Raw genomic sequence first — 21,389 nt, 5'->3', positions numbered from 1 at the left:
CGCCACTCTGATCGATTCAGCAACCTTGTCGAGATTTCCGATTGCTTTTGGATTGATCTGCTTCCTCGATAGAAGTTAATGTGGGCGCACAAAGATTTCAGGATGAAAACTGGATTGAATTGTCATAAATGCAGCAAATGCAGATATGATACATGTTGCTATTGAAATAATCTTCGCCATCCAGATAATTTCATCGATTGATTTTGGTACATTTTGGCGCTTTTGAGCTTCAATTAATCCATATCTAAGATATTTTTCCCACCAAACTATCAGTCTAATATTGAAAGTAAAAATAATAAAAATGACAAAAAAGTACGAAAAGTATATTTTTACAAATACATTTCCATTGGAAAACTTAAATTTCTCGCATACATATATCAATACAATTAATATTGTAGAATTTATAACGGATGATATGAATAATATTCGTGGTCTACGAGTATTTTTGGACAAATATTTCTTGTCGAAATTATCGAATTGCATTATGTGCGGTCCGTGCTTAAGGGCTTAAGTCAATTGTTGCAATTTGATCATTTCCGCAATGTCGGCGCAACAGTCTCCGGCGCTCCCGGTCTCGCCTCCCTCATGGGGCATGCTATATTCGCCACCTCGTTGCTTTCTCCATCCCCGGCACCCACACCCCCACGATGCGCCCCACCAGCTTCTCGGCCGCGTGCTCGGTGGTGTAGGGGCCTTCGCTGGTGCCGATCCGGCCCGAGCGGAGCGCCGCGGCATAGTCAGCGGGATCGTCGGGCGGAATCCCAGTGGCGGGCCGACCAGCAGGGCGCCAGTTCGTAGCCCTCCTCATAGGGGAGCGAAGGCGCGCGCCACCCGTGGCCCGGCCGGAAATGGTAGGGTCGGCTGCGCATCTGGCAGATGGCGAAGATCAGGCCGCAGTCGGCGTACCGGCTGAGATAGGAGATCAGGAACAGCTCGCCTTGCGCCGGCTGGCGGTCGGAGAGGTCCACCACGGCGAACTCGCCGCGGCGCAGGTGCGGGTGGAAGGCGTCGTCCTCCACCAGGAAGGTCATGTGGCCCGGCGGGAGCGTCGGGAACATCATGAGGGCGCGCAGCCCGGGCTGATGCTCGAACGGGACGGCCGGAAGCTGCGCTCTCTCCGCCAGCCCTTAAGTCGCCACCCGCCCCGCTATCACCCTCCCCCGCACGAACACGGCGATGAACACCGCCGTCATCAGCAGGACGATGGTGGGCGCCGGCGCCGAATCCAGGAAGAAGGAGAGGTAGACCCCGGCGAGCGAGCAGGAGACCGCCACCGCCACCGCCACGGCGAGCATCTGCCCGAAGCGCCGCGTCACCAGGAAGGCGATCGCTCCCGGCGCGATCAGCAGCGCCACGGAGAGGATGATGCCCACCGCCTTCAGCGCCGCGACGATGGTGAGGGAGAGCATCACCAGCAGTCCGTAGTGCAGCAGGCCGGTGTTCAGCCCCACCGCCTTGGCCTGGGCGGGATCGAAGGCGTTCAGCAGCAGGTCGCGCCATTTCGCCAGCAGCGCCAGGGTCACCAGCCCGGCGATGATCGCGCTCTCGGCGATGTCGGCCCAGCTCACCCCCAGCATGTCGCCGAACAAAATGTGGTCGAGGTGAACGTCCGACTGGATCTTGGTGAACAGCACGATCCCCAGCCCGAACATGCCGGAGAACACGACGCCCATCACCGTGTCCTCCTTCACCCGGCTGTTGTCCTTCAGGAAGCCGGTGGCGAGCGCGCACACCATGCCCGCCACGAAGGCCCCGAGCGCCAGCGGCAGGCCGGCGATGTAGGCCAGCACCACGCCCGGCAGCACCGCGTGGGAGACCGCGTCGCCCATCAGCGACCAGCCCTTCAGCACCAGGAAGCAGGACAGCAGCGCCATGGGCACCGCGACCAGGGCGGCGATCGCCAGCGCCGTCACCATGAAGTCGAACTGGAACGGCAGGAGCAGCGTCGCCATCCTCACGCCTCCCGCTTCAGCGCCAGCGCCGCCTGGCGCCGCGCCGCCAGCATGCCGTGCTTGGGCGCGAGCACGAAGGCGGCGAGGAAGATCAGCGTCTGCAGCACGACGATGATGCCGCCGGTCGCCCCGTCGAGGAAATAGGAGAGGTAGGCGCCGGTGAAGCTGGTGCCGGCGCCGATCGCCACCGCAAGGCCGATCAGGCGCGGGAAGCGGTCGGTGAGGAGATAGGCGGTGGCGCCCGGCGTCACCACCATGGCGATGACCAGGAACGCGCCCACGGTCTGCAGCGCCGCCACCGTGCAGGCGGCCAGCAAGGTGAAGAACATCACCTTCAGGAACAGCGGGTTGAGGCCGATGGTGCGGGCGTGGCTCTCGTCGAAGAAGGTCACCATCAGGTCCTTCCAGAACACCATCAGCAGCCCCAGCGAGACGAAGCCGATCAAGGCGAGCTGGAGCGTGTCCGCCGGCGTGATGGCGAGGATGTTGCCGAGCACGATGGTCTGCACGTTCACCGAGGTGGGCGAGAGCGACACCATGAACAGGCCGAGCCCGAAGAAGGAGGTGAAGATCAGGCCGATCACCGCGTCCTCCTTCAGCTTGGTGCGCTCCTGGAGGAACAGCATGGCGCCCGCCGCCAGCGCGCCGGAGAAGAACGCGCCGATGGAGAACGGCAGGCCCAGCATGTAGGCCCCCGCCACCCCCGGCACGATGGCGTGCGAGAGCGCGTCGCCGATCAGCGACCAGCCCTTGAGCATCAGGAACGCCGAGAGGAAGGCGCACACCGCCCCCACCAGCGCCGACACCCACATGGCGTTGACCATGTAGCCGTAGGAGAAGGGCTCGAGGAGTAAGGCCAGGGTGGTGTTCATGGCCTGCGCCCTTCCGCGCCCGGCTCTCTCTCCGCGCCCGCCCAAAGCCCTCTCCCCTCGCGGGAGAGGGTTGGGTGAGGGGAGCGGGACGCCGGAAGTCCGGCCGCGACCCTCTCACCCCGGCCCTCTCCCTGCGGGCGAGGGGGCGCGGAGAGGTGAGCGCGGCGCCAGGCATGCCGGGGCGCGGCGGGCTGCACGGGCCGGGGTCGAGTGCTGGCCATCAGCCGATCCCCTCGCTCGAGCCGGCGGTGCCGCTCTGGGCCGGGCGGTCCTTGTAGAGCACCAGCGGGCGCTCGTCGTCGGTCAGCACGCCCACGGTGCCGGGCGCGGCGGCGTGGCCCTCGTCCAGCACGAAGTGGCGCAGCACGCCGCCGAAGGCTTTCTCGAGGTTGGCCTGGGTGAATATCTCCGAGGTGAGGCCGTAGGCGAGCACGGTGCCCTTCACCAGCACCGTGCGGTCGCAGAATTCCGGCACGCTGCCGAGATTGTGGGTGGAGACCAGCATCACCCGCCCCTCGTCCCGCAGCCCCTTCAGCAGCGTGATGATGGCGTCCTCGGTCTTCACGTCGACGCCGGTGAAGGGCTCGTCCAGCAGGATCACGCGGGCGTCCTGGGCGAGCGCGCGGGCGAGGAACACGCGCTTCCTCTGGCCGCCGGACAACTCGCCGATCTGGCGGGCGCGGAACTCCAGCATGTTGACGCGCGCGAGCGCCGCCTCCACCGCCGCGCGGTCGGCGGCGCCGGGAATGCGCAAGAGGCTCATGTGGCCGTAGCGGCCCATCATCACCACGTCCTCGACCAGGACCGGGAAGGTCCAGTCCACCTCCTCCGCCTGGGGCACGTAGGCGACGAGGTTGGCCTTCAGCGCCGCGCGCACCGGCTGGCCGAGGATGGAGATGGTGCCCCGCGCTGCCTTCACGAAGCCCATGATGGCCTTGAACAGGGTGGACTTGCCGGAGCCGTTCACGCCCACCAGCGCGGTGATGGTGCCGGTGGGGATCTCGAACGAGGCGTCGCGCAAGGCGGTGTGGCCGTTGCGGTAGGTCACCGTCACGTCGCGCACGCAGATGCCGGAGCCGGCCGCGGCCGCGGCGCCAGACGCCATGGCGGGAGCGAGCGGGGCGTTCACCGCGCGGCCTCCGCGCCGAGGCCCTCGGCGATGGTCCGGGTCGTGACCTGGAGCAGGTCAAGATAGGTCGGCACCGGGCCGTCCGGCTCGCTGAGGGAATCCACATAGAGCACGCCGCCGTAGCGGGCCCCGGTCTCGCGCGCCACCTGCTGGGCGGGGGCGGGGGAGATGGTGCTCTCGGAGAAGATCACCGGGATCCTGTCGGCGCGCATGCGGTCGATCACCCGGCGCACCTGCTGCGGCGTGCCTTGCTGGTCGGCATTGATGGGCCACAGGAACAGCTCCTTCAGGCCGAAATCGCGCGCCAGGTAGGAGAAGGCGCCCTCGCTCGTCACCAGCCAGCGCCGCTCGGGCGGCACCGTGTCGAGCCTGGCGCGGATCGGCGCCACGGCGGCGCGGAGCTTCGCCTTGTAGGCCTCGGCATTGGCCTTGTAGGTGGCGGCATTCTTCGGATCGTGCGTGGCGAAGGCATCGGCGATGTTGTCCACGTAGAGGAGCGCCGCCTCCGGCGACATCCAGGCGTGCGGGTTGGGCTTGCCCTTGTAGGGACCCTCGCCGATGCCCATGGGCGCGACGCCCTGCGAGACCACGACGCTCGGCACGCCCTTCAGGCGGCTGAAGAACTTCTCGAACCAAAGCTCCAGGTTCAGCCCGTTCCACAGGATGAGGTCCGCGTCCTGGGCCTTGATGAGGTCGCCGGGGGTGGGCTGGTAGTTGTGGATCTCGGCGCCGGGCTTGGTGATGGATTCCACGATCGCGGCGTCGCCGGCCACGTTCTTCGCCATGTCGGCGATGATGGTGAAGGTGGTCACCGCCTTGAACCTCTGCGGCGGCGTGTCATCGGCGAGCGCAAGCGTGCCGCCGAGAACGGGGATCAAAGCGGCGGCAAGCAACGCGAAAGGCAGCAATCCGCGGGTGAGCGAGCGCATGGGCACGTCTCCGAACGCCAAAGAACGACATCAAAATACGCGCTTAAAAATGCAATTGCAAATCATTCGCATTTAAGAGGCGGGCGGCTTGGCCTCCTGGTCCGAGGCCGACGCCCCCACGGCCGCGGCATCGGCGGCATCCTCGGCCGGCGCGCTCGCCGCCGCATCCGGTCCGGCCGCCGCCGAGGACGAGGGGTCCGGCGCCCCGGCGCCGGCGGGTGTCGCGGAGGCCTGCGCTGCGGAGGCCGGCTCGGGCGCCGGGTCCGCGAGCACGTGCGCGAGCATGCCGCGCGCCACCTCCCGCTCGCCCATGATGATGAGGTCCGCTCCGCTCTGCCGCAGGTGGCCCACCTCGGCATCCGAATGGGCGCGGGCGATGATCTCGATCTCGGGGTTGAGCACGCGCGCCTTCTTCAGCACCCCGCTCGCCTCGAAGCCGTCGGGGATGGCGAGGATCAGGCGCTTCGCCCCGGCGAGGTTGGCGGCCTCCTGCGCCGCCGGGGAGGCGGCGTTCGCATCGATGACCTCGATGTCGGCCTTGCGCAGTTCCTCGACCCGGTCCTCCTGGTCCTCGATCACCAGGAAGACGCGTCCGGCCTCCTTCAGCCCCTCGGCGACCAGGCGCCCCACCCGGCCATAGCCCACGAGCACGATGTGCCCGTCCTTCCCGGTGCGGATGAGCACCGGCGCCGGGGTCGGCTTTTCCGCCGCCGCCCCGTCCGGCGCCGGCGCGGGCGCCGCCGCCTTCTTCGCGCGGAAGCGGTCCAGAAGCAGGAAGAAGAAGGGGTTGGCGAGGATCGACAGGATGGCGGCGGCCAGGATCAGGTCGCGCGCTTCCGCCGGCATCAGGCCGAGGCTCACGCCGAGCGCGGCCAGGATGAAGGAGAACTCGCCGATCTGCGCCAGCGAGGCCGAGATGGTGAAGGCGGTCAGCTGCGAATAGCCGAACAGGCGCACCAGCAGATAGGCCGCCACCGACTTTCCGACCACGACGATGAGCAGGGCGCACAGCAGGGGCAGCGGGCTCTTCACCACGATGGCCGGGTCCACCAGCATGCCCACGGAGACGAAGAACAGCACCGCGAAGGCGTCGCGCAGCGGCAGCGTCTCCTCGGCGGCGCGGTGGGACAGGGGAGACTCGCTCAGGACCATGCCGGCGAAGAAGGCGCCGAGGGCGAACGACACCCCGAACAGCTTGGCCGAGCCGAAGGCGACCCCCAGCGCGATCGCCAGCACCGCCAGGCGGAACAGCTCGCGCGAGCCGATATGAGCCACGAAGTGCATGATCCAGGGGATCACCCGCCGCCCGATCAGCAGCATGAACAGCACGAAGCCCGCCACCTTGCCGAGCGTCACGGCCAGCGAGGTCCAAAGGTCCATGGGGCCGAGGAAGGCCGCCGCCGCTCCGGCGTCGACCGCCTTGCCGCCGAGCGATTCCGACAGCGCCGGCAGCAGCACCAGCGCCAGCACCATGGCGAGGTCCTCGACGATCAGCCAGCCGACGGCGATGCGCCCCTGCTCGCTCTCGATGAGCCGGCGCTCCTGGAGCGCGCGCAGCAGCACCACGGTGGAGGCGACCGACAGCGCGAGGCCGAACACGACGCCGCCGCCGAGGCCCCAGCCCATGGCATAGGAAAGGCCGACGCCCATGCCGGTGGCGACGCCGATCTGCAGCACCGCGCCCGGCACCGCGATCGCCTTCACCGACAGCAGGTCGCTGAGCGAGAAATGCAGGCCCACGCCGAACATGAGCAGGATGACGCCGATCTCGGACAGCTCGACGGCGATGTTCTGGTCAGCCACGAAGCCGGGGGTGAAGGGGCCGGCCATGACGCCGGCCAGGAGATAGCCCACGAGGGGCGACAGCCGCAGCCGCTGGGCGATGGCGCCGAACACGAAGGCCAGCACGAAGGCCCCGACGAGGGTCGCGATCAGCGGCGTATCGTGGGGCAATTTCGCACCTCCTTCCAGGCAAAACGGGTCATCCGCGCGGCGACGCGCAGGCGCAGGACTGATTGGAATGCCAATAGATTAAGCAAATCCGATGGCGGGTCCAGAGCTTTGAGAAAGATTCTTTCGCCGTGCGTCAAAAATTACGGGCGCCCCCTCGCGGGAGCGCCCGATCTTCGTTCAAACTTGAGCTGATGGACCGGCAAGGTCCGGCATTCGCGCCCCGGACAGCGACTTAATATCGCGTCGCGGCGGGCGTCGCGGCCGGGCCTACAGCCAGGGCTGCTGGGCGCCCTTGGCGCTCTCGTAGGCGGCGATGCTGGGCGCCTTCTCGAGCGTCAGGCCGATGTCGTCGAGGCCCTCCAGCAGGCAGCGCTTGCGGAACGGGTCGATCTCGAAATGGATCGCGCCGCCGTCGGGGCCGCGGATCTCCTGGTTCGGCAGGTCGATGGTGAGGGTCGCGTTGGCGCCGCGCTCGGCGTCCTCGAACAGCTTCTCCAGCTCCTCGGGCGAGACCTTGATGGGCAGCACGCCGTTCTTGAAGCAGTTGTTGTAGAAGATGTCCGCGAACGAGGTGGAGATGATGCAGCGGATGCCGAAGTCGAGCAGCGCCCACGGCGCGTGCTCGCGCGAGGAGCCGCAGCCGAAATTGTCGCCGGCCACCAGGATCTTCGCGCCCTTGTAGGCGGGCTGGTTCAGCACGAAGCCGGGATTGTCGGACCCGTCCTCCTTGTAGCGCATCTCCGAGAACAGGCCCTTGCCGAGCCCGGTGCGCTGGATCGTCTTCAGATACTGCTTGGGGATGATCATGTCGGTGTCGACATTGACCAACTTCAGCGGCGCGGCGACGCCTTCGAGAACGGTGAACTTTTCCATGTGGGGCCTCGGCTTTTCTCGTTGTCCTTGGGGTTGGGTGCGCACATGCGCTTGGGTCTTGTCCTAACAGGCGCCGGGGGCGATGCCCAGCACCCGCCGGGTCAGCGGGAAGGGCCGGGCAGCATGCGGCGGAGCACGTCGTCCTTCAGCACGAAGTGGTGCACCAGCGCCGCGGCCGCGTGGATGAGGGCGATCGCCACCAGCGCGTTCGCCAGCCATTCGTGCACCTCCTTGATCTCGCGCGCGAAGGTGCGGTCGGCGGCGATCGGCGAGGGAAAGGTGAACAGCGAGAAGAAGGTCACCGCATCGCCGCGCAGGAAGGCGAGCCAGATTCCCACCAGCGGGGTCGCGATCAGCAGCAGGTAGAGCAGCCCGTGCGCCGCCTCCGAGGCGATGCGCACCGGGCGCGAGAGCGCGGCGGACGGCACCGGCTGGCGCGCGAGCAGGCGGTTGGGGATGCGCAGCGCCACCAGCGCGATCAGCGCGAGGCCGACCGAGATGTGCGTCCACCAGATGTAGGCGCGCCCCACGGACCCGCGCGGGAAGAACGCTTCCAGATAGGTGACCCCGTAGACCACGAGCACCGCGAGCGCCACCAGCCAGTGCAGGGCGCGCATGGAGCAGGAATAGCGAGTGAGGGTCGGATCGGCAGGCATGGCAGGCTCCCATTGTTTGGAGCATTTCTAATCTGTGGCGCGCCGAGGTCCATGTGGCATCAAGGCCCATCCGCCATCTCCTCGATCCGCTCCATGTCGTCGTCGGACAGGCCGAAATGGTGGCCGATCTCGTGCACCAGCACGTGGGTCACGAGGCCGCCCAGCGTCTCCTCGTGCTCGGCCCAGTAGTCGAGCATGGGCCGGCGATAGAGGAACACCATGTTCGGCATCTGGCCGGTCTGGGCGGTGGCGCCGTCCTGGGCGCGGCCGATGCCCTGGAAGAGGCCCAGGAGGTCGAACTCGCTCTCCGCCTCCATGGCCTCCAGCACCTCCTCCGACGGGAAGTCCTCGACCCGGATCACCACGTCGCGGCACAGGCGGCGGAAGCCTTCCGGCAGGCGGGCGAAGGCCTCGCGCGCCAGCTCCTCGAAATCGCCGAGGCTCGGCGCCTCGCGGTCGCGCCAGGCATTGGGGGGGCTCATGATTTCGATACCTCTCCCTGGGCGGGGTCTCCACGACAACTATTCGCGCCTGTCCGGTCGAGTACTCACGCGACCGTTACAACGCTGAACGCTTTATGAACGCGGACCTCAAGCGCCGTTCAGTCCGGTTTGGTTAAGGAACTCTTAATGGGTCTGCATCGTTGACGGCGCAGACTAGGACTTGGGAGAGTGACCATGCTTCGGAAGCTTGCGGTCACCGGTGCGCTGGTGACGATCATTGGAATCGCTGCGTTTTTCGCTCCCCACGAGGCGAGCGCGGCCCCTGTGTCCGCGTTCGTCGCCGCGCTCAGGTGAGGGCGGCACGGAGGCGAACGGTTAGAAATCCGTTCGCACAGGCGGCGATTTCACGATCTTGTGATTGAAGCGGGCGACCCTTTCGGTTGCCCGTTTTTCTTTTGCAACAGTCCAGGGACCGGCCGCCGGACCCGCCGACGGCCGTCCGATACCGTTTCGCCGATCAGCCCTGCGGCCAGGTCCGCACGTCCACGAAGCGGCCGGCGATCGCCGCCGCCGCCGCCATGGCGGGGGAGACGAGATGGGTGCGCCCGCGCGGACCCTGCCGGCCCTCGAAGTTGCGGTTCGAGGTGGAGGCGCAGCGCTCCTCCGGGGACAGCCGGTCGGCATTCATGGCGAGGCACATGGAGCAGCCCGGCTCGCGCCAGTCGAAGCCCGCCGCCAGGAAGATCTTGTCGAGGCCCTCGGCCTCCGCCTGCTCCTTCACGATGCCGGAGCCGGGCACGATCATGGCGGCGACGTTCGGGTTCACCTTCTGGCCGGCGACCATCTTCGCCACCACGCGCAGGTCCTCGATGCGCGAGTTGGTGCAGGAGCCGATGAACACCCGGTTGACCGGGATGTCGGTGATCTTGGTGCCGGCGGTGAGGCCCATGTAAGCGAGCGCGCGGTGCTTGGCGGCGCGCTTCACCTCGTCGGCGATCTGCTCCGGGTCAGGCACCACGCCTTCGATGGAGATCACGTCCTCGGGGCTCGTGCCCCAGGAGACGATCGGCGGCAGGCTGGCCGCGTCGAGCTTGAGCTCGGTGTCGAAATAGGCGCCCTCGTCCGTGCGCAGCGTGTCCCAGTAGCGCCGCGCCGCGTCCCAGTCGGCGCCCCTGGGGCTCTTGGGGCGGCCTTCGAGATAGGCGTAGGTCTTCTCGTCCGGCGCCACCATGCCGGCGCGCGCGCCGCCCTCGATGGACATGTTGCACACCGTCATGCGCCCTTCCATGGAGAGGGAGCGCATGGCCTCGCCTGCATACTCGATCACGTAGCCGGTGCCGCCGGCGGTGCCGATGGTGCCGATGATCGAGAGGATGATGTCCTTCGCGCCCACGCCGTGCGGCAGCTTGCCGTCGACGGTGACGCGCATGTTCTTGGCCTTCTTCTGGATCAGCGTCTGGGTGGCGAGCACGTGCTCCACCTCCGAGGTGCCGATGCCGTGGGCGAGCGCGCCGAAGGCGCCGTGGGTCGAGGTGTGGCTGTCGCCGCAGACGATGGTGGTGCCGGGCAGGGTGAATCCCTGCTCCGGGCCGATCACGTGGACGATGCCCTGGCGCTTGTCGAGTCCGTCATAGTATTCGATGCCGAATTCCTTGACGTTCTCGGCTAGCGCCGCGATCTGCGCCACGCTTTCCGGGTCCGGGTTCGGCAGCGTGCGGTCTGTGGTGGGGATGTTGTGGTCCACCACCGCCAGCGTCTTGGCCGGCGCGCGCACCTTGCGGCCGGACACGCGCAGGCCCTCGAAGGCCTGCGGGCTGGTCACCTCGTGGACCAGGTGGCGGTCGATGTAGAGCAGGCAGGTGCCGTCCGCCTGGCGCTCGACCACGTGGTCGTCGAAGATCTTGTCGTACAGGGTGCGGGGGCCGCCGACGGGTGCGTTCATGGGATCTGTCCCTTAAGGATGCCCGCGCGCGCGAACGCGGCCGGGCGGATGATCTTGGCTGCGGGGAAGGAGAAGGTCGTCAGCGACGAAGCACCGCCGAGGCGGCGGTGGTGAAGCGTCCGAAGAACCGGCCGGGCAGGCGCACATGATCGGGCACCGCGGCAAATTCCATGGTGGTGCGCGCGAACGGTCCGGCGGCGCAGAAGGCCGCCCGGGACAGGGCAGAAGCGGGCACGGTCATGGACATGGAGCGCTTTGTAGCAGTTCCACTGTGCGGCGACAATCTTGCACCGCAGCGCCGCCGCCGGCGCCCGTGAAATCGTGACATCCCCTTGTCACGGAACCCGACCGATGCTCCCGTCCGGGACGGGCGTCGCCGCCCGGCAGGAGGAGCGCGATCATGGCGGAACGGGCGGGATCCGTGATCCCCTATCTCACGGTTGGCTCCGCGCTCGATGCCATTGCCTTCTACCGGCAGGCGTTCCGGGCGGAAGAGACCTACAAGATGATGGCCGAGGACGGCCGGCGGGTGCTGCATGCGCGGCTTCGGATCGGCGAGGGGATCGTGATGTTGTCCGATGATTTCCCCGAGTTTGGCAGCGGTGCCATCGCGCCCGTTCCGGGAGCGCGGGCGAGTGTCGCCGTCGCGCTCGCTCTGGCGTCGGCGGCCGACGTGGACGCGACCTTTGCCCGTGCGCTGGCGGCCGGGGCCAGCGGGGAGATGGTGCCGAGCGACGTGTTCTGGGGCGACCGCTTCGCCACCCTTGCCGATCCGTTCGGCCACCGCTGGATGCTCTCCGCCCCGCAGGGCTGAGGCGCGCGAATTTCCTTGCCAGCCCGCGCGCCGCCGCCCAATGGGATGGCGCGGCCGGAACAGGGTGCCGCGGCGGCCGGCGTGGCGCATGGACAGGGGGCGGGCTTGCGTTTCATCGAGACCTTCAGCGGGCCTGACTTTGCCGACACGGTCGTGAGCCTCCTTGCGGCCTTCGTGCTCGGCACGCTGATCGGGGCCGAACGCCAGTACCGCCAGCGCACGGCGGGCCTGCGCACCAACGTCCTGGTGGCGGTCGGCGCCGCCGCCTTCACCGATCTTGCCGCGCGCGTCGGAACCACCACCGACGTGCTGCGCGTGGTGGCCAACGTCGTCACCGGCGTCGGCTTCCTCGGCGCCGGCGTGATCATGAAGGAAGGCCTCAACATCCGCGGCCTCAACACCGCCGCGACCCTGTGGTGCTCGGCGGCGGTGGGCGCCTGCACCGGCGCGGACATGCTGGCCGAGGCGCTGCTCATCACCTTCATCATCATCGCCGGAAACACGGTGCTGCGCCCGCTCGCCGGCGCCATCGACCGTATTCCGCTGAACGTGCGCGCCTCGGAGCTGAGCTACGAGGTGCACATCACCGCCGATGCGCACGCCGTCGCCGAGGTGCGCGAGGCGCTGATCGAGGAGCTGGAGACGGCGTCCTACCCGGTGGGCGACGTCACCTCCTCGGTCCAGGGCGACGCGGTGGAGCTGGTGGCGAAGCTGGTCAGCACCTCGGTGGACCCGGACGAGCTCGACCAGGTGGTGGCGCGCCTCGCCGCCGCGAAGGGCGTGACCCACGCCAACTGGGAGAGCACCACCCAGGACTGACCGCCGGCCGCCCGGATCAGCCCTTGCCTCCGGCCTCCGCCAGATGGTGCAGGACGATGCCGCAGGTGGTGGCGACGTTCAGGCTGTCGAAGTCCTGCGCCATGGGGATCGCCACCGTGCGGGCGCGCGCCAGAACCTCGGCGGGCAAGCCCGGCCCTTCGGTGCCGAACAGCGCCGCGACCCTTGGCGCCGGGGCGACGTCGGCGAGCCGCTCGGCGCCGGCGGGGGAGAGCGCGATCGCCTCGAAGCCGCGCGCCGCCAGCAGGTCCAGCAGCGCGGACGCATCCGCCACCCGCGCGAACGGCACCGTCAGGCTCGCCCCCACCGAGACGCGGATCGCCTTGCGGTAGAGCGGATCGCACGAGGCCCGGTCGATGAGCACCGCGCCCGCGCCGAAGGCGGCGGCGTTGCGGAAGATGCCGCCCACATTGTCGTGGTTGGCGATGCCGAGCGCCGCCACCACCAGAGCGCGCGGGCCGAGGGCGTCGAGCAGCGCCGCGGCGTCGCGCGCCGGATGGGCGCGGCCCAGTGCCAGGATGCCGCGATGGATCGCGAAGCCGGCGACCGCGTCCATCACCGCCTGCGGCGCCACATAGGCCGGCAGGTCCGGCGGCAGCGCCGCCAGCAGGTCGGCGAGCCGCTGCGCCTGCGGCTCGGACAGCAGCAGCGCCTCCAGCCGATGCCCCGCGCCCGCGGCGCCGGTGCGGGCGATGTGGCGGGAAAGAAGCCGCAGCACCACTTCGCCTTCCGCCATGAAGCCGCCGCCGCGGCCCACGAGGTCGCGCTCGCGCACGTCGCGGAAGGCGGCGATGCGCGCGTCGTCGGCCGCCGCCACGGGAACGATCATGGCGCCGCCGTCACAGGGGCCGGCGCTTCACCGGCACCGGCGCGCTTGTGGTGTCGCGCACCACGAGGCGCGGCAGCAGCTCGACCCGCTCCACCGGGCGGGCGAGGTCGGCCGTGCGGGCCAGGGCGAGGCGCGCGGCCTCGCGCCCGTACTCCGGGATGAAGGTGTGCACCGTGGTGAGGGAGGGATGCCACAGGGCCGCCTCGGCGATGTCGTCATAGCCCACCAGCGAGAAGTCGCGGCCGGCCGTCAGCCCGGCGGCCTGCAGGCCCATGAGCGCGCCGAAGGCGGACAGATCGTTGAAGGCGACGGCCGCGGTGGGCGGCTCCTCCAGCGCCAGCAGGCGCATCATGGCGCGCCGGCCTTCCTCGCGGTGGCCGGGGCCCTCCATCACCAAGGCGGGATCGAAGGCGAGGCCCGCCGCCGCGAGGCCGGCCTTGTAGCCGGCGAGACGCTTGCGGCCGGTGGAGATGGCGTCGAAGCCGCCGATCATGCCGATGCGCCGGTGCCCGAGCCCGGCCAGATGCGCCACGCCGAGCGCCACGCCCTTGGTATCGTCGGAGCCGGCGAAGTCGAAGCCCGATCCCTCGATCTCGCGCGTCACCTGCACCACGGCGATGCCGGTGGCGGCAAGCGCCTTCAGGTCCTCGACCCGGGTGCGCGCGGCGGGGGAGACGATGAAGGCGTCGGGCCGGTATTCGGCCAGCGTGCCGAGGGTGCGGGTCTGGCGCGCCACGTCCTCCTGGCTGACGCCGAGCAGCACCGTCTTGCCCGCCGCCGAGAGCGCGTCCTCGATGGCGGCGAGCAGCTCGGTGAAGGAGGGATTGACGATGTCGTGCAGGCCGACGCCGACGATGTTGGTGCGCGCGGTGCGCAGCGCCGCCGCGCTGCGGTTCGCCACATAGCCGCGCGCGCGGGCCGCCTCCTGGACGCGGACGCGCGTGCCCTCCGCCACCACCGGGCTGCCGCGCAGGGCGAGCGAGACCGTCGCCGTGGACAGGCCAAGCTCCAGCGCCAGGCGCTGCAGCGTGACCTTGCCCAGATGGGCGCTCCTGATGTCCTCCATGCTCCCCCCTTTTTTGAAGGGTTGTTTGGCGCATCGCGCTCGGCTTTGTCACATGCTAAACGATTTAGAGCGCAGCGCCAGAAGCGCATTTTTCATCGGGAGGTCGGGAATGGACAAGCCGCGCATCGGTTTCATCGGCGTCGGGCTGATGGGGCATGGCATGGCGAAATGCCTGGTGGAAAAGGGCTTTCCCCTCTCCGTGCTGGGTCATCGCAACCGCGGGCCCGTGGACGACCTCCTCGCCCGGGGGGCATCGGAGGCCAAGAGCGCCGCGGACCTGGCGGCGCGCAGCGACATCGTCTTCCTCTGCGTGACCGGAGCGCCGCAGGTGGAGGCGATCCTGCGCGGGCCCGACGGGCTGCTGTCCGGCGCCAGGACAGGGCTGCACATCGTCGACTGCTCCACCTCCGAGCCGACCCTGACCATGGCCCTGGCGGCGGAGCTGGCGCCGCAGGGCATCGCCTTCTGCGACGCGCCGCTCGGCGGCACGCCGGTCCAGGCGGAGACCGGCACGCTCACCGCCATGGTGGGCGCGGACGATGCCGCCTTCGCCGTGATCGAGCCGGCGGTCGCCGCCTTCGCCAGCCGGATCGTCCGCATGGGCGCGCCGGGCGCGGGCCACACCATGAAGCTGATAACAATTTCCTCTCGCTCGGCTACGGCGCCATCTATGCCGAGGCGCTCGCCATCGCCGCCAAGGCCGGGGTGACGCCGCAGGCGTTCGACGCCGTGATCCGCGGCGGGCGCATGGATTGCGGCTTCTACCAGACCTTCATGGGCTATGCCCTGGACGGCAACGAGAACAGCCACCGCTTCGCCATCTCCAACGCCCACAAGGACATGCGCTACGTCACCAGCCTCGCCACCAATACCGGCGCCGCCGCCTTCGTCAGCGCCACGGTGAAGAACCTCTACGCCGCCGCCGAGGGCCTGGGCTATGGCGGAAGGAACGTGCCGCTCCTGGCCGACGTGGTGGCGGCCATGAACGGCCTGCCGCCCGTTCCCGGTGCCAAGGCGGCGGCGGAATAAGGGCGCGCGGCGCTCCGCTTCCCGACCGCCGCCGGGGCGCGGCATCCTCGCCGCCGATGGTGGAGAACCAGCGGCGGAAGCAGAGGGTATGCGCCGTCATTGACGAAAAGTCCGCAATAGATCGCCGCCCGCAGGCGAGGCTGCGTGCGAAATGCGATGTCATTTGTGTTGCCCGGCGGATCGGCGGCCCGAAGAGCCACCCGGATGTGCCCCGGCTCCTGACCCGCTAAAGCCTCGGGCGTCCGCATTCGTCTTGCGGTGCAGCGCGATAAATTGTGCAATACGGCCGAACGATGCCGGGAAATTGACTGTGAGCCCGACCGTGCCGGGGGCTCGCCCCGGCGCGGTCCTTTGGTTACGAGATGTCCCGGCTGCGGCGGCACGCGGCTGCTATCCATCTTCGCGAGGTCGGCCATGGCGGAAGCGTCCAATTTCGAGCTGGTGCAGATCGTCGCCGTCCTGGGCGCCGGCGTGGTGGCCGCGCCGCTGTTCAAGCGCGCCGGCTTCGGCTCGGTGCTCGGCTATCTCGCCGCCGGCCTCGCCATCGGCCCGTTCGGCCTCAAGGTGATCTCCGCGCCCGAGGCGGTGCTCCACTTCGCCGAGCTTGGCGTCGTGATGTTCCTGTTCGTCATCGGCCTGGAGATGAAGCCGCAGCGCCTGTGGAGCCTGAGGCGGGAGATCTTCGGCCTCGGGCTGGCCCAGGTCGCCACGTGCGGCGCGCTGCTGACCGGCCTCGGCATCCTGGCGGGCCTCGCGCCGGCGGTCGCCTTCCTGGCGGCCATGGGCTTCGTGCTCTCCTCCACCGCCGCCATCATCCAGATCCTGGACGAGGCGGGCGAGACCGCCACCCCGGCCGGGCAGCGCGCGGTGTCGATCCTGCTGCTGGAGGACCTCGCCATCGTGCCGCTGCTGGCGCTGGTGGCGGTGCTTGCCCCCGCCTCCGGCGGCGGCGGCGCCGACTGGCAGGCCATCGGCATCGCGGTCGGCGCGGTGGCGGTGGTGGTGGCGGCCGGCCGCTGGCTGCTCAACCCGCTGTTCGCTTTGCTCTCGGCGGCGCGGGCGCGCGAGATCATGACCGCCGCCGCGCTCACCGTGGTGCTTGGCACGGCGCTCCTGATGCAGCTGTCCGGCCTCTCCATGGCCATGGGCGCCTTCCTCGCCGGGGTGCTGCTGTCCGGCTCCAGCTTCCGCCACCAGCTGGAGGCCGACATCGAGCCGTTCCGCGGCCTGCTGCTCGGCCTGTTCTTCATGGCGGTGGGCATGTCGCTGAACCTCGCCGTGGTGATGGCGGAGTGGCGCTTCGTGGCGCTCGCGGTGGTCGGCTACATGGTGGTGAAGGCGATCGGCATCTTCGTGATCGCCCTGGTCTTCGGCGCCGACCGGCGCGAGGCGCTCTACCGCGCGGCGCTGTTCGCCCAGGGCGGCGAATTCGCCTTCGTGCTCTACGGCGCGGCGGCGGCCGTCGGCATCTTCGACGCGCGCACCAATGCGGTGATGTCCACCACCGTCATCCTCTCCATGGTGCTGACCCCGCTGACCGTGATCGCCGCCCGCCGGCTGCTGCCGCCGGAGACCGTGGACCTCGACGGCCTGGAGGCGCCGGACGGCCTCACCGGCTCGGTGCTGGTGGTGGGCTTCGGCCGCTTCGGCCAGGTGGCGAGCCAGACCTTCCTCGCCCGCGGCCTGGAGGTCACCATCATCGACAACGATCCGGAGATGATCCGCGCCGCCGCCAAGTTCGGCTTCAAGATCTATTACGGCGACGGCACCAATCTCGACGTGCTGCACGCCTCGGGCGCCGGCGGGGCGCGCGCCATCGCCATCTGCGTCGACAAGCGCGAGGCGGCGAACAAGATCGTCGCCCTTGCGCAGGAGGCCTTCCCCAATGCCGGCGTCCTGGTGCGCGCCTACGACCGCGGCCACGCCCTGGAGCTGATGAACCAGAACGTCGACTTCCAGATGCGCGAGACGCTGGAATCCGCGCTCGCCTTCGGCCGCGGCGCGCTGGAATATCTCGGCCTCACCCCCGAGGAGGCGCAGGAGACCGTCGACGACGTGCGCCGCCGCGACAAGGAGCGGCTGTGCCTGGAGCAGACCAGCGGCTTCTATGCCGGCCTCGACCTGCTGCACGGCAACGGTCCGAAGCCCGAGCCCTTCACCCGCCCGCGCCATGCCGCCCAGCCGCTCAACCCGGCGGCGGACGCCATCGCCGGCGACGTGGTGGCGGAGGAGCGCTGAGCGCGCGGCGGAAAGCTGCTGACGCTGCGTCGGTGTAACTGCACCTTAACCCGCTCCCGCCACACTGCCGGACATCGGTAAGCGTTGCGTAGGGTTGCGTCATGCGTCGTGTGGCCAAGGGGGAGCCTCTGCGTTCTGCGCGCCGGCTCGGCGTGCGGGTGGACAGCGCGGAGGCGCCTTCCTTGGCCGCCCACGACATCGTGCCTGCCGGTGCGCCGGCACGGCTCGCGCGGGACCAGGTGATCGTCGGCGACAGCATCGCCGAGATGGCGCGCCTGCCGGAGAAGAGCGTCGACCTGGTCTTCGCCGACCCGCCCTACAATCTCCAGCTCGGCGGCGAGCTGAAGCGCCCGGACGAGAGCCGGGTGGACGCGGTGGACGACGCCTGGGACCAGTTCGAGAGCTTCGCCGCCTACGACGCCTTCACCCGCGCCTGGCTGCTGGCCGCGCGGCGGGTCCTGAAGCCGAACGGCACGCTGTTCGTCATCGGCTCCTACCACAACATCTTCCGCGTCGGCGCGGCGCTCCAGGACCTCGGCTTCTGGATCCTCAACGACATCGTCTGGCGCAAGGCGAACCCGATGCCCAACTTCCGGGGCCGGCGCTTCACCAATGCCCACGAGACGCTGATCTGGGCCGCGCGCGACGCCGGCGCCAAGTACACCTTCAACTACGAGGCGCTGAAGGCCGGCAACGACGACGTGCAGATGCGCTCGGACTGGCTGTTTCCGCTCTGCACCGGCCAGGAGCGGCTGAAGGATGCGGCGGGGCGCAAGCTCCACCCCACCCAGAAGCCCGAGGCGCTGATCGCCCGCGTCCTGCTCTCCTCGACGCGGCCCGGCGACGTGGTGCTCGACCCGTTCCTCGGCTCCGGCACCACCGCGGCGGTGGCGAGGCGCCTGCGCCGCTCGTTCGTCGGCATCGAGCGCGAGGAGGCCTATGCCGAGGCGGCCCGCGCCCGGATCGATGCGGTGGAGCCGTTGCCCGAGGATGCCCTCCTCGCCCCGCCGAGCGCCCGCGAGGCGCCGCGCGTCGCCTTCTCGGCGCTGGTGGAGCGCGGCTTCGTCACCCCCGGGGTCGAGCTGACCGACGCCAAGGGCCGCTTCCGCGCCGTGGTGCGCGCCGACGGAACCATCGCGCTCGCCCATGCCGCGGCCGACCGCAGCGTCGGCTCCATCCACCGCATGGGCGCCCTGGCCCAGGGGGCGGAGGCCTGCAACGGCTGGACCTTCTGGCATGTGGAGGAGGAGGGCCGCCTCCACCCCATTGACGTGCTGCGCGCCCGCCTGCGCTCCGAGATGGGCATCGCCGCCGAATAGGCCACCTCTACTCCGCGGCCAGGTGTGCCACCGCCCGTTCCGGCGCATCGGGCCGCCGCATCAGCAGCAGAAGCGGCAGCCCGGCGAGCACCACGCCGACGCCGATCAGCGCCCCGGTTCCGGTATAAGCGAGGCTCGAATAGATCAGGCCGGCGCAGGCGGCGCTGAACAGGATCGGCGTCAGCGGATAGAGTGGCACCTTGAAGGGCCGCACCCGGTCCGGCTCGCGCATGCGGAACAGGAACAGCGACAGGCTCACCAGGAACAGGAAGCTCCAGAACACCGGGGCCGTGAAGTCCACCATCGCCTTGAAGCCGTCGCGGGTGAGCGCACCGAGCAGCACCAGCAGCAGCGCCACCGCGCCCTGGACCAGCAGCGCCGCCACGGGCGCGCGCGCTTTGAGGTCGTCGCGGCACAGGAAGGACAGCACCGGAACGTCGGAGCCGAGCGCGTGGAAGGCACGGGCGCCGGTGAGGATGGTGCCGTTGAGCGTGCTCAGCGCCATGACCGCCACCGTGACCGCGAGCAGCGCCTCGCCCCAGGCTCCGCCGATGGCGCGCATGAGGCCGGCGGCCGGCGCGTCGGAGGCGCGCAGCCCGTCGAGGCCGAACGCGTTCAGCAGCGCCAGATTGAACAGGCCGTAGACCAGGACCACCACCGCGGTGCCGATCAGCAGGGTGTGCTTCATGGCGCGCTGCGCGTCGCGCATCTCGCCGGAGAGGTAGACCGCCTCGGTCCAGCCGCCATAGGTGAGCAGCACGAACACCATGGCCATGCCCAGGGCGGCGGAGGGATCGGCGGCGGAGGTGCGCGCCACCGGCCCGGCGTCGGGCGCCAGGAAGCCGGCCACCGCCACCAGCGCGATCGCCACCAGGGTGGCCGCGGTGAGGCCGCGCTGGCCGAGGCTGGAGCGGCGCGTGCCCCAGACGTTCAGCGCCGTCAGAGCCGCCACCGCCAGCGCCGCATGGATCGCCGTGCCCCAGGTGCCGAGCGGCACCAGCGACTGCACGTAGTCGCCATAGACGAAGGCGACGGCGGCGATGGCGCCGGTCTGGATCACGCTGCCGCGCGCCCAGGCGAACAGCACCGCGACGCGCGGGCCGTAGGCGCGGGACAGGAAATGATATTCGCCGCCGCGGTCGGGATGGGCGGCGGCCAGCTCGGCGTAGCAGAGCGCTCCGGCGAGCGTGATCAGGCCGCCGGCCATCCAGACCGCGACGAAGGCGAGGTCGCTGTCGACGTTGGCAGCGACCAGGGGCGGCGTCCGGAAGATGCCGATCCCGACGATGATGCCAACCATGACGGCGACGCCGTCCGTCACCGTAAGCCCCGTAGCGCGACGCGCAGGGGGGAGGGCCTGATCGCTCATGCCGTGTCCTTCATTGAGGCGGATGCGCCCGCCCACGCGCCGGGAGAGAGGTGGCGCCCGGTCCACCGTGACGGCGGGCCGGGCGGATGGCCGGTATGCGCTCGCGCGCCGCTGGAGCACGCGCAGATCAGCTTGCAGGCAACCTGATCGGATGACGCGTTCTCGATCGCGAAGTGAGAGGCCGATTCAGCGATCAAACGGGTTCGATTTGATCGGATCGCGACCTAGCCGCGCGTCGCGCGCCAGGAGCCGGCAGCCGGCTCGATGGCACTGCCGTTGACCTTGCCGCGATAGGTGCGCGCCCCGCCGTCCATCGCCAGGGTCAGCTCGATCTGGTCGCCCACAAGCTTCGCCTTGACCGGCACGGAGCGCCCGTCGACGGCCGCCTGCCCCTGGACGTTCTGGAACGACTGCTTCAGGTCGAGGGTCAGCTTGGTGTTGCCGTCGGTGATCGCCCATCGCCCGGCAACCTGCGCCGGCACCACCCAGGCGAAGACCTCGCGGCCGTTGACGCGGGCGGTCTGGTCCGGTTCCCAGTCGCCGAGGGTGAAGGCGTGGGAGACGAGGCGCGTGCCGGGCTTCAGCTTGGCGAGCGTGGGGCGCAACTGCGCATTGACCGATTCCAGCAGGTACATGGTGATGACGTCCGCGGACGTCAGGTCGGTCTGGAACAGATTCTGCTCGCGGAACTCCACCTTGCCCGCGACGCCGGCCGCCTTCGCGTTCTCCTGCGCCTCGGCGATGCGCACCGGGTTGATGTCGACGCCCAGGGCGCCGCGCGCGCCGCGCTCCTTGACGGCGGCGATGGCGATGCGCCCGTCGCCCGAACCGAGGTCGATGACGAAGTCGTTGGCGCCCACGTTGCCCAGCTCCAGCATGCGCGCGACCACCTCCTCGGGGGTCGGCACGTAGGGCACGTCGAGCTTGGGTTCGGCGCGCACGGGCAGGGCCAGGAGGAGCACGGCCAATGCGGTGCCGACGCCAGCGGCAAGGGAGCGGGGTCCGGCGGTCGGGATGGGTGCGGAATTCGGATGGCTCATGTCACTCCTCACGGGAAGGCCGGCACAAAGCGTGATCGGCGCAATGGAGTAGGTCCAAACTGTTATCCGCCTCGCCAAATGGAGGCTGATGGGCCGACC

At 69.3% G+C, this 21,389-nt stretch carries 19 protein-coding genes, 1 pseudogene and 1 other annotated feature; of the genes and pseudogenes, 5 read left to right on the top strand and 15 right to left on the bottom strand.

Annotated features, from left to right (window positions below):
• Nucleotides 1–737 precede the first annotated feature (737 nt).
• The 11 genes from V5F67_RS00895 to V5F67_RS00845 form a co-directional block, all read right to left on the bottom strand.
• A complete protein-coding gene (locus tag V5F67_RS00895; RefSeq protein WP_394020695.1) occupies nucleotides 738–1,061 on the bottom strand; it encodes a hypothetical protein in 324 nt (107 codons plus the stop codon).
• A gap of 66 nt (nucleotides 1,062–1,127) precedes the next feature.
• Complete coding sequence (locus tag V5F67_RS00890; RefSeq protein ID WP_394020696.1) at nucleotides 1,128–1,952, bottom strand: metal ABC transporter permease; 825 nt, start codon at nucleotides 1,950–1,952, stop codon at nucleotides 1,128–1,130.
• Between the two features lie 2 nt (nucleotides 1,953–1,954).
• Complete coding sequence (locus V5F67_RS00885) at nucleotides 1,955–2,824, bottom strand: metal ABC transporter permease (protein WP_394020697.1); 870 nt, start codon at nucleotides 2,822–2,824, stop codon at nucleotides 1,955–1,957.
• 220 nt (nucleotides 2,825–3,044) lie between these two features.
• A complete protein-coding gene (locus V5F67_RS00880; protein WP_394020733.1) occupies nucleotides 3,045–3,929 on the bottom strand; it encodes a manganese/iron ABC transporter ATP-binding protein in 885 nt (294 codons plus the stop codon).
• Nucleotides 3,930–3,949: 20 nt separating this feature from the next.
• Complete coding sequence (locus tag V5F67_RS00875; RefSeq protein ID WP_394020698.1) at nucleotides 3,950–4,882, bottom strand: metal ABC transporter substrate-binding protein; 933 nt, start codon at nucleotides 4,880–4,882, stop codon at nucleotides 3,950–3,952.
• Nucleotides 4,883–4,954: 72 nt separating this feature from the next.
• Nucleotides 4,955–6,835, bottom strand: coding sequence for a YbaL family putative K(+) efflux transporter (gene ybaL / locus V5F67_RS00870; RefSeq protein WP_394020699.1), 1,881 nt, complete (start codon nucleotides 6,833–6,835; stop codon nucleotides 4,955–4,957).
• A gap of 267 nt (nucleotides 6,836–7,102) precedes the next feature.
• Entirely contained in the window at nucleotides 7,103–7,708 is a 606-nt protein-coding gene (leuD, locus tag V5F67_RS00865) for a 3-isopropylmalate dehydratase small subunit (RefSeq protein WP_394020700.1), read from the bottom strand.
• A 101-nt stretch (nucleotides 7,709–7,809) separates the two neighbouring features.
• The gene (locus tag V5F67_RS00860) at nucleotides 7,810–8,364 is read right to left on the bottom strand and encodes a cytochrome b (protein ID WP_394020701.1); all 555 of its coding nucleotides are present in this window, start codon (nucleotides 8,362–8,364) and stop codon (nucleotides 7,810–7,812) included.
• 59 nt (nucleotides 8,365–8,423) lie between these two features.
• Complete coding sequence (locus tag V5F67_RS00855) at nucleotides 8,424–8,846, bottom strand: metallopeptidase family protein (RefSeq protein ID WP_394020702.1); 423 nt, start codon at nucleotides 8,844–8,846, stop codon at nucleotides 8,424–8,426.
• A gap of 478 nt (nucleotides 8,847–9,324) precedes the next feature.
• Nucleotides 9,325–10,749, bottom strand: a complete 1,425-nt coding sequence (leuC, locus tag V5F67_RS00850) for a 3-isopropylmalate dehydratase large subunit (RefSeq protein WP_394020703.1) — start codon at nucleotides 10,747–10,749, stop codon at nucleotides 9,325–9,327.
• A gap of 79 nt (nucleotides 10,750–10,828) precedes the next feature.
• The gene (locus tag V5F67_RS00845) at nucleotides 10,829–10,996 is read right to left on the bottom strand and encodes a hypothetical protein (RefSeq protein WP_394020704.1); all 168 of its coding nucleotides are present in this window, start codon (nucleotides 10,994–10,996) and stop codon (nucleotides 10,829–10,831) included.
• A 153-nt stretch (nucleotides 10,997–11,149) separates the two neighbouring features.
• On the opposite strand from V5F67_RS00845, the gene V5F67_RS00840 reads away from it, so the two are divergent.
• Nucleotides 11,150–11,563 carry a VOC family protein gene (locus V5F67_RS00840; protein ID WP_394020705.1) on the top strand — a complete coding sequence of 138 codons (414 nt, stop codon included), beginning with the start codon at nucleotides 11,150–11,152 and terminating at the stop codon, nucleotides 11,561–11,563.
• Between the two features lie 105 nt (nucleotides 11,564–11,668).
• A complete protein-coding gene (locus V5F67_RS00835; protein ID WP_394020706.1) occupies nucleotides 11,669–12,382 on the top strand; it encodes an MgtC/SapB family protein in 714 nt (237 codons plus the stop codon).
• A gap of 16 nt (nucleotides 12,383–12,398) precedes the next feature.
• Here the strand turns inward: V5F67_RS00835 and V5F67_RS00830 are convergent, their stop codons facing one another.
• Both V5F67_RS00830 and V5F67_RS00825 read right to left on the bottom strand, forming a co-directional pair.
• On the bottom strand, nucleotides 12,399–13,229 hold the full coding sequence (locus V5F67_RS00830; protein WP_394020707.1) for a TrmH family RNA methyltransferase: 831 nt from the start codon (nucleotides 13,227–13,229) through the stop codon (nucleotides 12,399–12,401).
• A 10-nt stretch (nucleotides 13,230–13,239) separates the two neighbouring features.
• Nucleotides 13,240–14,295, bottom strand: coding sequence for a LacI family DNA-binding transcriptional regulator (locus tag V5F67_RS00825; protein WP_394020708.1), 1,056 nt, complete (start codon nucleotides 14,293–14,295; stop codon nucleotides 13,240–13,242).
• A 109-nt stretch (nucleotides 14,296–14,404) separates the two neighbouring features.
• On the opposite strand from V5F67_RS00825, the pseudogene V5F67_RS00820 reads away from it, so the two are divergent.
• The 3 genes and pseudogenes from V5F67_RS00820 to V5F67_RS00810 all read left to right on the top strand — a co-directional run bounded on the left by V5F67_RS00820 (nucleotide 14,405) and on the right by V5F67_RS00810 (nucleotide 18,881).
• Nucleotides 14,405–15,324, top strand: a pseudogene (locus V5F67_RS00820) (NAD(P)-dependent oxidoreductase).
• Between the two features lie 166 nt (nucleotides 15,325–15,490).
• Nucleotides 15,491–15,546, bottom strand: a sequence feature (sul1 is cis-regulatory element that is thought to sense ions involved in sulfur or methionine metabolism; They are found in Alphaproteobacteria).
• A 192-nt stretch (nucleotides 15,547–15,738) separates the two neighbouring features.
• Nucleotides 15,739–17,562 (top strand): monovalent cation:proton antiporter-2 (CPA2) family protein, encoded by a 1,824-nt coding sequence (locus V5F67_RS00815; RefSeq protein ID WP_394020709.1) that lies wholly within the window; start codon nucleotides 15,739–15,741, stop codon nucleotides 17,560–17,562.
• 101 nt (nucleotides 17,563–17,663) lie between these two features.
• Entirely contained in the window at nucleotides 17,664–18,881 is a 1,218-nt protein-coding gene (locus V5F67_RS00810; protein WP_394020710.1) for a site-specific DNA-methyltransferase, read from the top strand.
• 7 nt (nucleotides 18,882–18,888) lie between these two features.
• On the opposite strand, the gene V5F67_RS00805 is transcribed toward V5F67_RS00810, so the two are convergent.
• Together V5F67_RS00805 and V5F67_RS00800 are read right to left on the bottom strand one after the other, a co-directional pair.
• Entirely contained in the window at nucleotides 18,889–20,250 is a 1,362-nt protein-coding gene (locus V5F67_RS00805; protein WP_394020711.1) for an APC family permease, read from the bottom strand.
• Between the two features lie 224 nt (nucleotides 20,251–20,474).
• A complete protein-coding gene (locus V5F67_RS00800; RefSeq protein ID WP_394020712.1) occupies nucleotides 20,475–21,290 on the bottom strand; it encodes an SAM-dependent methyltransferase in 816 nt (271 codons plus the stop codon).
• Between the last annotated feature and the right edge of the window lie 99 nt (nucleotides 21,291–21,389).

The organism is Xanthobacter pseudotagetidis (genome assembly GCF_043194795.2).
Taxonomy (GTDB): domain Bacteria; phylum Pseudomonadota; class Alphaproteobacteria; order Rhizobiales; family Xanthobacteraceae; genus Xanthobacter; species Xanthobacter tagetidis_A.
The sequence above is the reverse complement of the archived record's forward strand: the minus strand, read 5'-3'. Positions and strand labels throughout refer to the sequence as shown.

What these genes read in the sequence shown, in the direction of transcription:
- V5F67_RS00805 (WP_394020711.1), bottom strand. Translation starts at nt 20,250, where the DNA reads ATGAGCGATCAGGCCCTCCCCCCTGCGCGTCGCGCTACGGGGCTTACG.
- V5F67_RS00855 (WP_394020702.1), bottom strand. Translation starts at nt 8,846, where the DNA reads ATGAGCCCCCCCAATGCCTGGCGCGACCGCGAGGCGCCGAGCCTCGGC.
- V5F67_RS00875 (WP_394020698.1), bottom strand. Translation starts at nt 4,882, where the DNA reads ATGCGCTCGCTCACCCGCGGATTGCTGCCTTTCGCGTTGCTTGCCGCC.
- V5F67_RS00810 (WP_394020710.1), top strand. Translation starts at nt 17,664, where the DNA reads ATGCGTCGTGTGGCCAAGGGGGAGCCTCTGCGTTCTGCGCGCCGGCTC.
- V5F67_RS00840 (WP_394020705.1), top strand. Translation starts at nt 11,150, where the DNA reads ATGGCGGAACGGGCGGGATCCGTGATCCCCTATCTCACGGTTGGCTCC.
- V5F67_RS00895 (WP_394020695.1), bottom strand. Translation starts at nt 1,061, where the DNA reads ATGATGTTCCCGACGCTCCCGCCGGGCCACATGACCTTCCTGGTGGAG.
- leuD (WP_394020700.1), bottom strand. Translation starts at nt 7,708, where the DNA reads ATGGAAAAGTTCACCGTTCTCGAAGGCGTCGCCGCGCCGCTGAAGTTG.
- V5F67_RS00825 (WP_394020708.1), bottom strand. Translation starts at nt 14,295, where the DNA reads ATGGAGGACATCAGGAGCGCCCATCTGGGCAAGGTCACGCTGCAGCGC.
- V5F67_RS00800 (WP_394020712.1), bottom strand. Translation starts at nt 21,290, where the DNA reads ATGAGCCATCCGAATTCCGCACCCATCCCGACCGCCGGACCCCGCTCC.
- V5F67_RS00830 (WP_394020707.1), bottom strand. Translation starts at nt 13,229, where the DNA reads ATGATCGTTCCCGTGGCGGCGGCCGACGACGCGCGCATCGCCGCCTTC.
- V5F67_RS00880 (WP_394020733.1), bottom strand. Translation starts at nt 3,929, where the DNA reads ATGGCGTCTGGCGCCGCGGCCGCGGCCGGCTCCGGCATCTGCGTGCGC.
- leuC (WP_394020703.1), bottom strand. Translation starts at nt 10,749, where the DNA reads ATGAACGCACCCGTCGGCGGCCCCCGCACCCTGTACGACAAGATCTTC.
- V5F67_RS00815 (WP_394020709.1), top strand. Translation starts at nt 15,739, where the DNA reads ATGGCGGAAGCGTCCAATTTCGAGCTGGTGCAGATCGTCGCCGTCCTG.
- V5F67_RS00890 (WP_394020696.1), bottom strand. Translation starts at nt 1,952, where the DNA reads ATGGCGACGCTGCTCCTGCCGTTCCAGTTCGACTTCATGGTGACGGCG.
- V5F67_RS00860 (WP_394020701.1), bottom strand. Translation starts at nt 8,364, where the DNA reads ATGCCTGCCGATCCGACCCTCACTCGCTATTCCTGCTCCATGCGCGCC.
- V5F67_RS00845 (WP_394020704.1), bottom strand. Translation starts at nt 10,996, where the DNA reads ATGTCCATGACCGTGCCCGCTTCTGCCCTGTCCCGGGCGGCCTTCTGC.
- V5F67_RS00885 (WP_394020697.1), bottom strand. Translation starts at nt 2,824, where the DNA reads ATGAACACCACCCTGGCCTTACTCCTCGAGCCCTTCTCCTACGGCTAC.